The organism is Suilimivivens aceti (assembly GCF_025567405.1).
Taxonomy (GTDB): Bacteria; Bacillota; Clostridia; order Lachnospirales; family Lachnospiraceae; genus Suilimivivens; species Suilimivivens aceti.
Map to the genome: position 1 here is coordinate 272,733 of NZ_JAOQKJ010000005.1, position 10,712 is coordinate 283,444.

The window sequence follows — 10,712 nt, forward strand, 5'->3', positions numbered from 1 at the left end:
CATGGAGCAGAGTTTAATCGACGCAACAGAAAGGTATGCAGAGACGATCAGGAATACCGATGTTTACAAAAACTATCAGGAGCAGCTTTTTCTGATCCGGCAGAATCCTGAAAAATACCAGAGAGTGAATGAGTTCCGCAGGAAAAACTATGAACTCCAGCAGAGTGATGGCAGAGATATGGATGAGAGGATCGAAGCTCTGGCAGAGGAACTGGAAAGGTTCCGGGAAGATCCGGTGGTAGATGATTTTTTCAGGGCAGAGCTGGCTTTCTGCAGAATGATGCAGGAGGTTAATCTGCGGGTAACAGAGGCAATTGATTTTGACATGGAATTTCCCCTGTAAAGAAAGGAAAAGAGGCTTATGAATGGAAAATATCTGGTAGGAGCTGTAGTAGAAGCTATCATAAAGGCGATCGTTCTTGTGATCGTTATTATGTTTGTATTCCGGACAGCTACTTCGGCCTATGAATTCGGATACAGGGTATTTGCCGATCAGCCGGTTTCCCAGTTAGAGGGGAGAACGATCACGGTAGGTGTTGCGGAGGATGCGGATATTAAGGATGTGGCACAGATGCTGGAAGAGAAGGGACTGATAGAGGATGCAAGACTGTTTTGTGTACAGGAACTGCTTTCCGGTTATCACGATAAGATTCTTCCGGGAATATATGATCTGAGCACATCCATGACGGCAGAAGAGATGCTGGCAGTTATGTCTACACCGGTAACCGCAGAGGATAATACATCCACAGACGGAGATGACGGGGATCCTGAAGAAATGGGAGAGGAACCGGAAGAGTATTATGAAGAGGGAAGCATAGAAGAAGGTGCCGAAGGAATGGTAACAGAATAAAGGAGCAGAACAGTTATGATCACGGAAGAAAGAATCAGCACGTTTATCAATTCCTTCGATACAGGGAATACCCCCTTTTTAAATGAACTGGAACAATATGCAAGAGAGACCAATGTACCTGTCATCAGACCACAGATGCAGAGCTTCTTAAAGCTGCTTCTTTCCATGAAGCAGCCTGAGCGCATTCTGGAGGTTGGGACGGCCATTGGTTTTTCTGCGTTATTTATGAGTGAATATGGCAGGCCTGACTGCCAGATCACCACGATAGAGAATTATGAAAAAAGAATTCCAATCGCCCGTGAGAATTTCAGGAAAGCGGGAAAGGAAGAGAGTATTACCCTGTTGGAAGGGGATGCCACAGAAATTCTGAAGACATTACAGGAACCCTATGATATGATCTTCATGGATGCTGCCAAAGGACAGTATATCCATTTTCTGCCGGATGTGATGCGGCTTCTGAAAAAGGGAGGTATCCTGGTGTCGGATAATGTACTGCAGGATGGGGATGTTATGGAATCCCGTTATGCCGTGACAAGGAGAAACCGCACGATACACAGCCGGATGAGGGAATACCTGTATGAATTGAAGCATAATGACCAGCTTGTGACAGATATCCTGCCTGTGGGCGATGGTGTGACCGTAAGCGTAAAGCTGTAGGATTTGAAAACGTAAGGAGTAGGAAGAATGAGAAAACCGGAATTACTGATCCCGGCAAGCAGCCTGGAGGTTTTAAAAACAGCAGTCAGGTTTGGAGCAGATGCTGTATATATTGGAGGAGAAGCGTTCAGCCTTCGTGCAAAGGCAAGAAACTTTTCCAGAGAAGATATGGCGGAGGGAATTGCTTTTGCCCATGCAAATGGGGTGAAGGTACATGTGACCGCCAATATTCTTGCCCATAATAAGGACATTGATGAGGCAGAGAAGTATTTTGAAGAGCTGAGAGAGCTTGCGCCGGATGCCCTGATCATTTCTGATCCTGGTATGTTTACGCTGGCAAAAAAGATCTGCCCTGGGATAGAGATCCACATTTCCACACAGGCCAATAATACCAATTATATGACCTTCCGTTTCTGGCATGAAATGGGAGCAAAGCGTGTTGTCTGTGCAAGAGAGCTTTCCCTTGCAGAGATCGCAGAGATCAGGGAGAGAATACCGGAGGATCTGGAGATCGAAAGCTTTATCCATGGAGCTATGTGTATTTCTTATTCCGGAAGATGCCTGCTCAGCAATTATTTTACTGGAAGAGATGCCAACCAGGGAGCCTGTACGCATCCCTGCCGCTGGAAATATGCAGTAATGGAAGAGAGCAGACCTGGAGAATATCTGCCAGTATATGAGAATGAAAGGGGAACCTTCCTGTTCAATTCCAAGGATCTTTGCATGATCGAGCATATTCCGGAGATGATAAAGGCCGGGATCGACAGCTTCAAGATCGAAGGACGGATGAAAACGGCACTTTACGTGGCGACGGTGGCAAGAACCTACCGCAAGGCCATTGATGATTACCTTGAATCAGAGGAGAAATACCGGGAGAACATGGAATGGTACAAGGCAGAGATCGCCAAGTGTACCTACAGACAGTTTACTACAGGCTTCTACTTCGGAAAGCCTTCCGAGGAAGCCCAGATCTATGATTCCAATACCTATATTAATGAATATATTTACCTTGGTATTATTGAGGAGACCAGGGAGAGAGGGGAGAGAAAAGGGTATCTGGGAAAAATCACGCAGAGAAACAAGTTTTCTGTGGGTGATGAAATCGAGATCATGCGTCCGGATGGAAGAAACACAGAGGCTGCTGTGCTTGCAATCCACACAGAGGAAGGAGAAGAGATGGAAAGTGCCCCACATCCGAAGCAGAGTCTGTGGATAGAGCTTTCAGAAGAACCGGAAATGTATGATTTACTGCGCATCAAAGCGTAAATGTGCAATTTGCATACTTGTATACAATAATTGATGAGGCATTTTATCGAAAACAACCAAAAATAAAAAAGGGTATTGCTTTTTTTATATGAATGGGGTATCTTTAAGGAAACGAAGGGAAAAGTCCTTTCAACATGAATCGAACGAAGATGTTCCAAATGGTTTGTTTGGGGCATTTTTTTGTACCGATTTTTATTCAAACAGGAAAGGAAGATTAAAACATGAGTGAAGTACTGAACATCGAAGAACTTTTCGGAAGCAAAGTATTTACCAGGGCAACTATGAGAGAGCGTTTACCGAAGAGCGTTTACAAGGAAGTTGTTAAGATCATGGATCAGGGCGGCGAGCTTAGCCTTGAGACGGCAGATGTAGTTGCCAAAGCAATGAAGGACTGGGCAATTGAGAATGGCGCAACCCATTATACACACTGGTTCCAGCCTTTGACAGGAATTACGGCAGAAAAGCATGATTCATTTGTTTCACATCCGGATGAAAACGGAAAGATGCTGATGGAGTTCTCCGGTAAAGAGCTGATCAAGGGTGAACCGGATGCTTCTTCCTTCCCTTCAGGTGGTCTGAGAGCTACCTTTGAGGCAAGAGGATATACAGCATGGGATATTACCTCCCCGGCATTTTTAAAGGAAGATGCTACAGGTGTGATCCTCTGCATCCCCACAGCGTTCTGCTCCTATAAAGGTGAAGCACTGGATAAGAAGACACCTCTGCTCCGTTCCATGGAAGCGATCAGTGAGCAGGCACTTCGTATTGTAAGACTGTTTGGTAATACAGGGGCGACCAAGGTAGTGGCGAGTGTAGGACCTGAGCAGGAGTATTTCCTCGTTGACAGAGATAAATATTTAAAGAGAGAAGACCTGATCTTTGCAGGACGTACCCTTTTCGGCGCACCGGCTCCGAAGGGTCAGGAGCTGGAGGATCATTACTTCGGCACCATCCGTGAGAGAATTGGTGCATACATGAAAGACCTGAATATTGAGCTGTGGAAGCTTGGTGTAACTGCCAAGACACAGCACAACGAGGTAGCACCTGCACAGCACGAGCTGGCACCGATTTATGAGACAGCAAATATTGCAGTAGACCATAACCAGCTTGTTATGGAAACCATGAAGAAGGTAGCAGGACGGCACGGACTGACCTGTCTGCTTCATGAGAAGCCTTTTGCCGGTGTCAATGGCTCCGGTAAGCACAATAACTGGTCACTCGGAACAGATAACGGGGTAAATCTTCTGGATCCCGGTGATACACCGAATGAAAATATCCAGTTCCTGCTGGTACTTGCCTGCATTATCAAGGCAGTTGATGTCCATGCGGATCTGCTCCGTCAGAGTGCATCTGATGTAGGAAATGATCACAGACTTGGAGCAAATGAAGCACCTCCGGCTATCATTTCTATTTTCCTTGGCGAGCAGCTTGAGGATGTGGTAAAGCAGCTTGTGGAAACAGGTGAGGCAGCCCATGTATTACAGGGTGGCAAGCTGGCAACAGGTGTATCCACACTGCCCGATTTTGAAAAGGATGCAACCGACAGAAACAGAACCTCACCTTTCGCATTTACCGGAAACAAGTTTGAGTTCCGTATGGTAGGATCTGCAGATTCTATCGGAAGTCCGAACACCACACTGAATGCGATCGTTGCAGAAGCTTTCTGCGAGGCTGCCGATATTCTGGAGAAGGCAGATGATTTCGATGTTGCTGTTCATGATCTGATCAAAGAATATCTGACAGAGCATCAGAGGATCATCTTTAATGGTAATGGTTATTCAGATGAATGGGTTGCAGAAGCAGAGAGAAGAGGACTTCCAAACATCAGATCCATGATCGAGGCAGTAGAGACTCTGACTACCGATAAGGCAGTTAAGCTGTTTGAGAAGTTTGGTATTTTCACCAAGGCTGAGCTGGAGTCCAGAGAAGAGGTCTTATATGAGATCTATGCAAAGACCATTAATATTGAGGCTCTTACCATGGTTGATATGGCAAGCAAGGAGATCATTCCTGCTGTTATCAAATACAGCAAGTCCCTTGCAGATTCTGTTCTTGCTGTTAAGGAGGCTGGTGCTGATGCAGAGGTTCAGACAGAACTGCTGAAGGAGGTATCTGCAAAGCTTACAGAAATGAAGACAGCGCTGGCAAAGCTGGAAGAGGTGGAAGCAAAGGCAGCAGCTATGGAAAATGCAAAGGATCAGGCATTCTATTACAAGGATGTTGTCAAGGCTGCTATGGATGCACTGAGAAAGCCTGCTGACGAACTGGAAATGATCGTTGATAAGAAGGTATGGCCGTTCCCGACCTACGCTGATCTGATGTTTGAAGTATAGGATTTATCCGAAAAACATAATATTAAGAAAGTAAAGAGGAGCACTGTCGGCTGGCAGTGCTCCTCTTTCAGTGAAAGATATGTGCTGATGCCTCAGATCTGCAGACTTCCTTTCTGATGCTTTGCCAGATACAGGGCGGTGTCAGCCTGCCTGTAAAGGGAACGGAAATCTTCATTCTCCTTGCGGACCACACCACCTACACTTAAGGAAATGGAAAGCTCGGGATAGGCTTCTTTTGTAGCGGCAGCAAAGGTTGTCTGAATGGATTTCATGAGATGTACAGCTTCTTCTGTCTCTGTGGGAGATGGGAAAAACAGCATATATTCATCCCCGCCGAGCCGCGCAGAAATAGCAAGCTCTTTGGTCCGGTCACTGATCAGTCTGGCAAGGAATATAAGAACATGATCTCCTGCTATATGGCCTTCTGTATCATTGAGACTTTTAAAGTTATCTATATCACAGATAAAGAAAGTACCCTTTTGACCATTGGCAAAAGCCTCTTTATAGAGGCTGATAGCTTTTTTGCGATTGTAGAGGCCAGTCAGGGGATCGTAGTATGCTTCCTGGATCAGCTGTTTTTCGCGTGCCCGTCTGTCAGAAATATCTGTCATAATACTGATCATGGCTTCCCGGCCATCTTCAGTGACGATCTTTTTTCCAATGTCGTTGACCCAGGTGAGTTTTCCACCTTTGCCGACAATGCGGTATTCTATTTCATATTCATTTCCATTCAAGAACTGCTGACTGATACTTTCTTCGACACGTTTCTGATCTTCTTCGTAGATAATGTTCATCATCTTTTCATCAGTTGCAGCTGCCAGTTCCTCGTAAGTATAGCCAAGAATTTCAAGCATTCTGTCATTAATCGTATAAAGAGGGAAGCCCGCTTCCAGATAGCCACCCATGATACCGCCAGGAAGAGACTTGGAAACCAGTTCCATCAATCTGGCACTGGACTCAGAGGACATTTTGGCAATTGCCTGTCTGCCGTAGCGCAATGGGAAAAATTCCTGATCCTCCTGTACCTGGTTAGAGGTGGACATATGGAGAGAAAGCAGCTTCCAGCCATCCTTTTCCAGACCGGCAACACCGGTGAAACGGGTATCCATTTCAATAAGATCGTCGCCTTCCTCAAACTGAACATGAATCCGGGCAAAAATACAATAGCCCTCAGAACCAACAGGAGTTTCCTGGTACTCGGTAAACTGAAAGTGCAGGGAGCCTGGCATTTCCTGAAATTCCTTTTTTAAAAGATCTGTCAGCTCTTCTTTGTTTTTGGCAATTTCCTGTTCACCGGTACCGATACTGACAATCTGATCAGAAAGCATGGCAAGGGTGGCATTTAGATTTCGATCTTCCAGATAATGCTGGAAAAATGTATGCAGTAATTCCTTCATCATAAGCAGCTTTCGCCTTTCACACATTTAGAAAAATCCGTCAGATATATCTGCAATGATATATACCTGGCGGATTCTGCATCATCAGTTAACTTTGATTTCCAGATAACCAAGGAGCTGGCTCATGTCATATTCAGTCATAACGCCGAGGCTTGGATCATAAAATCTGCCATCAAAGTGGATCAGGTAGTGGCAGTAAAGTCCCATACGTTCCATAAGGATGCAGCATTTGGGGAGGGTAGCCTCCTGCCCTTCTGTGTAAACAATAACATCACTGTGATCAATGCCGTAGTGGTTCAGGGCGGAAATCATGCGTCCCATGGTCCCCTGCCATTCCCTGCAGTCCATTACACTGATCACTTCTGCAATGGTCACACCGGCAAGCATGGCTACACAGGCCTGACCGCAGAGTCCGTCCCCAGGCTGGATGATGATCTGGATATTATCGATCTTGCGGATGGGATCATCAAAGCTGTAAGGACTGTTTTGATTAACCTGGATAATGCTGCCCTGTATATGAAGCAGTAATTTATGAGTGTCATCGGTGTTGATATGGGCAACATCGTCTGTAGTCAGATGGATTTTGTAAATACCCTTCTCTTCAGGAAGAAGTTCACAGGCGATGATTTTATTATCCAGAACCAGATCAGCCGGAATGACGTCACGCTGTTTGCAGACTTCCCATACATTAAAGGGAATGCGGATACTGAAAAAATTATCCTGTTTCTCTATTTTGCCATTAAAAAAATATCTCATGTATGTAGTGTGCCTCCTGTATTCCTGTAACTTATATAGTTGAATGTTTCTTATGGTTAAGAATAACAAATTTTGATACGCTTGCAAATCATTTTCAGGTGAAAACAGGCCAAGTATCTAAAAAAAAACATCTTGATAAAAAAGTAACAAAGATCAAGCCGGGAAAAAGAAAAAATTAAAAAAATTTAAAAAAGTACTTGAATTTATGATTGAAATGAGGTATTATATCCAAGTGCTCAAGCACAGAATAGTATATTGGGCTATCGCCAAACGGTAAGGCAACGGACTCTGACTCCGTCATTTCAAGGTTCGAATCCTTGTAGCCCAGCTTTGAAACCCCAAAGGAAAGACCTTTGGGGTTTTTGTTACCCGGTGCCCATAAGGAAGCTGCGGAGGCAGGTTCTGGAGGTGACAGATGACACAAAAACGTGATATACTAAGGGACATGGGTCTGCATAAAAGAAATGAAAGGGCAGACATAAGAGGAAAGGCAGAATCAGAATTTATGTACAGCTATCAGGCGAGGATCAGATACAGTGAACTGGATGAGTCCGGACATCTGAAACCGGAAGCGCTTCTGGATTATTTCCAGGACTGTTCCACATTCCAGTCAGAGGATCTGGGAGTTGGGATTGAATATTTAAGAGAGAAAAATATGGTATGGGTGCTCAGCAGCTGGCAGATCATAGTAGACAGATATCCGGTACTGGGAGAAGTGGTAACGGTAGGAACCCAGCCTTACGAATTTAAAGGGTTTATGGGTTTCCGTAACTTTGTGATGGAGGATGCATCAGGAAAGAGGATTGCCTGTGCCAATGCCCTGTTCAGCCTGATCAATATTGAAACGGCAGGTCCCATGCGTCCCACGGAGGAAATGCTGGAGAAGTATGTTCTTGGTGAAAAGATTGATATGGAATATGCACCAAGAAAGATCAGGATCCCGGATGGGGCGGTAAAGGGCGAAGAGGTTCTGATCAGACCGCATCATCTGGATACGAACCATCATGTGAATAATGGCCAGTATGTGAGGATCGCTATAGACAGCTTACAGAAGGATTGCCATATCAGCCAGCTCCGTGCAGAGTACAAGAAGCAGGTAAGGCTTCATGAGGTGTTAACTCCTTATATTGTAAGGACAGAGAAGGGTGGTTATGTGGTAGATCTGAGAAATCAGGAGAATGAAACCTGTTGTATCGTAGAGATTGAAGAGAACGGAGAAAACGCATGATAGAAGTAGGGAAAAAGCAGTTACTTACGGTAGTAAAGAAAGTGGATTTTGGTGTATATCTTTCTGACAGCCTGGATAAGGAAGCACAGGATCCGGCAGACCGGGTGCTGCTTCCGATCAAACAGGTGCCGGAGGGAACTGAGGTGGCAGACAGCCTGTCAGTTTTTATTTACAGAGATTCTGAGGACCGGCTGATAGCAACTACAAGAGAGCCCATGCTTCAGGTGGGAGGACTGGCAGTCCTTACTGTGAAGCAGGTGGGACGGATCGGTGCGTTTCTTGACTGGGGGCTGGAAAAGGATCTGTTCCTGCCCTTTAAGCAGCAGACTGCGCCTGTGAAGCCTGGAGAACAGTGTCTGGTAACTCTTTACGTAGATAAGAGCGGAAGACTGTGTGCATCCATGAAGGTCTATCATTTCCTGCGGACGGACAGTTCTTACCAGAAGGATGACAAGGTAGAGGGAATTGTTTATGAGATCAGTTCCAACTTTGGTACCTTTGTGGCGGTGGATGACTGTTTCTCTGCCCTGATCCCGAGGAAGGAACCGGCAGAAGGCATCCGCGTAGGTGACAGGATCACTGCCCGTGTGACAGAGGTGAAGGAAGATGGAAAGCTTTCCTTAAGTCTCCGCGAAAAGGCATATGTGCAGATGGGCGAGGATGCTGAAAAGCTCCTGACACTGATCCGGGAGGCAGGAGGCAGCCTTCCCATAGGGGATAAATCGGCACCGGATAAGATCAGGGAGCTGACAGGCATGAGCAAAAATGAATTCAAACGTGCCGCCGGCAATCTTTATAAGCAGAGAGTGGCAGAAATTACAGCAGACAGGATCAGCAGTTATGAACAGTAAAAAAGTAAATCTTGCGTTTCTCGTTTCAGTCATAATTTATGTAGGAGGCGTATTTGCCATCAGTGCTTTCTGCCCCTATATATTGGAAAATGTTGTCCTGAATAATCTGATCTGCGAATCCATGATGGTGCTGCCGGGATTTGTGGTATTCCTGTTTTCCGAGAAGGAGAAAGTAGAGTTTCTTTCCTTTCACAGGATAAAGACCGGTACCCTGCTGGCAGTGATCCCGTTTACCCTTTTCAGCATGCCGTTGATTTCCCTGGCAAATCTGCTGTCCCAGTTTTTTACCACAAATCGGGTGATAGAAGCCATGGAAACAACCGATATGGGACAGATCGCGTTTCTGCCATTACTCTTTTCTGCAGGTATTTTTGCTCCGTTTTGTGAAGAGCTTCTCTGCCGTGGTATTTATTACCGGGGCTATCGGAAATCAGGAAGTGCCTTCCAGGCCATGCTGCTGTCAGCGCTGTTGTTTGCCCTGATCCATATGAATGTGAATCAGGCAATTTATGCTTTTCTCATGGGGGTACTGGCGGTACTTTTGGTGGAGGCTTCAGGAAGTCTGTGGGCATCCGTTTTTTACCATGTGCTGATCAATTCCAGCCAGGTATTCCTGATGCGCATTATGATGACAGCAAATCCGGATATCTACAGTGATTCTGCAACGCAGCTTACAAATGGAACACTGGCCATGGCAGCGGGAAGCTTTCTGATCATAGCGGCGATCATGGCACCCTTTGCATGGATGATCCTTGTGTGGATGAGTAAGAATGAAAACCGCAGGGGCGTGCTGATGGAGATTCTTGAGAAGCGGAAGGAAAAGAAGGAGAAAATGATTTCTGTACCGTTAGTGCTGGCAGTTCTGTTCTGCATCATAATGATCATATATACGGAGATCGTAGGATAAAAATTCCCCACAGACCATATGATCTGTGGGGATCAGGTTCCCTAAATAAGAACGTCAATATTGCTTCCTACCGAAGGATTCACAGACAGCTCCATGGAACGGTCCATCATCTGAATCATGCCTGCGCCTGCCGATTCTGCATCGTCGAGAGATTTGCTCAGCATGGCAGTTCCAACCTGGTTTAAAAGCCTGCTGCTGGACAAGGCTGTAGATAATTCGGGAATATTCATAACGACACCATCCTTTCTCCGTATCGTGGATTGCATTTCTTTTGCCTCTATAGTATAGCACATATTTCCCATAAATAAAACAGGAAATCATTTTGTTTATCTTGTATAAGGAAAAAACAGGATTTTTTTGAGAAAAAACATGAATAAGTTCAATAGTCATCCGAGATTCCCGTTTTGTAAACGAGTTTCACATTTTGAAAGCGACCTGCAAATTTTGTACCCGACTTTCCACTTTTG

At 45.4% G+C, this 10,712-nt stretch carries 11 protein-coding genes and 1 tRNA gene; 9 read left to right on the forward strand and 3 right to left on the reverse strand.

What is annotated here, in order from left to right; genetic code table 11:
• The first annotated feature begins 1 nt into the window (after position 1).
• The 5 genes from OCV77_RS07910 (at position 2) to OCV77_RS07930 (ending at position 5,106) form a co-directional block, all read left to right on the forward strand.
• Positions 2-343, forward strand: coding sequence for a YlbF/YmcA family competence regulator (locus tag OCV77_RS07910; RefSeq protein ID WP_262574475.1), 342 nt, complete (start codon positions 2-4; stop codon positions 341-343).
• 18 nt (positions 344-361) lie between these two features.
• Positions 362-850: an endolytic transglycosylase MltG gene (locus OCV77_RS07915; RefSeq protein ID WP_262574477.1), complete on the forward strand. Its 489-nt coding sequence runs from the start codon at positions 362-364 to the stop codon at positions 848-850.
• A 15-nt stretch (positions 851-865) separates the two neighbouring features.
• Complete coding sequence (locus OCV77_RS07920) at positions 866-1,507, forward strand: O-methyltransferase (RefSeq protein WP_118799002.1); 642 nt, start codon at positions 866-868, stop codon at positions 1,505-1,507.
• Positions 1,508-1,534: 27 nt separating this feature from the next.
• Positions 1,535-2,773 carry a peptidase U32 family protein gene (locus OCV77_RS07925; protein ID WP_262574478.1) on the forward strand — a complete coding sequence of 413 codons (1,239 nt, stop codon included), beginning with the start codon at positions 1,535-1,537 and terminating at the stop codon, positions 2,771-2,773.
• Between the two features lie 221 nt (positions 2,774-2,994).
• Positions 2,995-5,106, forward strand: coding sequence for a glutamine synthetase III family protein (locus OCV77_RS07930; protein ID WP_262574480.1), 2,112 nt, complete (start codon positions 2,995-2,997; stop codon positions 5,104-5,106).
• Positions 5,107-5,198: 92 nt separating this feature from the next.
• On the opposite strand, the gene OCV77_RS07935 is transcribed toward OCV77_RS07930, so the two are convergent.
• The gene (locus tag OCV77_RS07935; RefSeq protein WP_262574481.1) at positions 5,199-6,506 is read right to left on the reverse strand and encodes a diguanylate cyclase domain-containing protein; all 1,308 of its coding nucleotides are present in this window, start codon (positions 6,504-6,506) and stop codon (positions 5,199-5,201) included.
• 81 nt (positions 6,507-6,587) lie between these two features.
• Positions 6,588-7,259, reverse strand: a complete 672-nt coding sequence (locus OCV77_RS07940; protein WP_262574482.1) for a hypothetical protein — start codon at positions 7,257-7,259, stop codon at positions 6,588-6,590.
• Positions 7,260-7,515: 256 nt separating this feature from the next.
• Here OCV77_RS07940 and OCV77_RS07945 point away from each other — a divergent pair.
• The 4 genes from OCV77_RS07945 to OCV77_RS07960 all read left to right on the forward strand — a co-directional run bounded on the left by OCV77_RS07945 (position 7,516) and on the right by OCV77_RS07960 (position 10,245).
• Positions 7,516-7,587, forward strand: a tRNA-Gln gene (locus OCV77_RS07945).
• A gap of 87 nt (positions 7,588-7,674) precedes the next feature.
• The gene (locus tag OCV77_RS07950) at positions 7,675-8,487 is read left to right on the forward strand and encodes an acyl-[acyl-carrier-protein] thioesterase (RefSeq protein WP_262574483.1); all 813 of its coding nucleotides are present in this window, start codon (positions 7,675-7,677) and stop codon (positions 8,485-8,487) included.
• The gene (locus tag OCV77_RS07955; protein WP_262574496.1) at positions 8,487-9,338 is read left to right on the forward strand and encodes a CvfB family protein; all 852 of its coding nucleotides are present in this window, start codon (positions 8,487-8,489) and stop codon (positions 9,336-9,338) included. Before OCV77_RS07950 ends, OCV77_RS07955 begins: the two co-directional genes overlap by 1 nt.
• The gene (locus OCV77_RS07960; protein ID WP_262574484.1) at positions 9,328-10,245 is read left to right on the forward strand and encodes a CPBP family intramembrane glutamic endopeptidase; all 918 of its coding nucleotides are present in this window, start codon (positions 9,328-9,330) and stop codon (positions 10,243-10,245) included. The genes OCV77_RS07955 and OCV77_RS07960 overlap by 11 nt, the downstream gene beginning before the upstream one ends.
• A gap of 41 nt (positions 10,246-10,286) precedes the next feature.
• On the opposite strand, the gene OCV77_RS07965 is transcribed toward OCV77_RS07960, so the two are convergent.
• On the reverse strand, positions 10,287-10,475 hold the full coding sequence (locus OCV77_RS07965) for a YjfB family protein (RefSeq protein WP_118798996.1): 189 nt from the start codon (positions 10,473-10,475) through the stop codon (positions 10,287-10,289).
• Positions 10,476-10,712 lie beyond the last annotated feature (237 nt).

Coding starts and splice junctions, on each gene's coding strand:
- OCV77_RS07910 (WP_262574475.1), top strand. CDS start 2: ATGGAGCAGAGTTTAATCGACGCAACAGAAAGGTATGCAGAGACGATC.
- OCV77_RS07935 (WP_262574481.1), bottom strand. CDS start 6,506: ATGATGAAGGAATTACTGCATACATTTTTCCAGCATTATCTGGAAGAT.
- OCV77_RS07920 (WP_118799002.1), top strand. CDS start 866: ATGATCACGGAAGAAAGAATCAGCACGTTTATCAATTCCTTCGATACA.
- OCV77_RS07925 (WP_262574478.1), top strand. CDS start 1,535: ATGAGAAAACCGGAATTACTGATCCCGGCAAGCAGCCTGGAGGTTTTA.
- OCV77_RS07930 (WP_262574480.1), top strand. CDS start 2,995: ATGAGTGAAGTACTGAACATCGAAGAACTTTTCGGAAGCAAAGTATTT.
- OCV77_RS07965 (WP_118798996.1), bottom strand. CDS start 10,475: ATGAATATTCCCGAATTATCTACAGCCTTGTCCAGCAGCAGGCTTTTA.
- OCV77_RS07940 (WP_262574482.1), bottom strand. CDS start 7,259: ATGAGATATTTTTTTAATGGCAAAATAGAGAAACAGGATAATTTTTTC.
- OCV77_RS07915 (WP_262574477.1), top strand. CDS start 362: ATGAATGGAAAATATCTGGTAGGAGCTGTAGTAGAAGCTATCATAAAG.
- OCV77_RS07950 (WP_262574483.1), top strand. CDS start 7,675: ATGACACAAAAACGTGATATACTAAGGGACATGGGTCTGCATAAAAGA.
- OCV77_RS07960 (WP_262574484.1), top strand. CDS start 9,328: ATGAACAGTAAAAAAGTAAATCTTGCGTTTCTCGTTTCAGTCATAATT.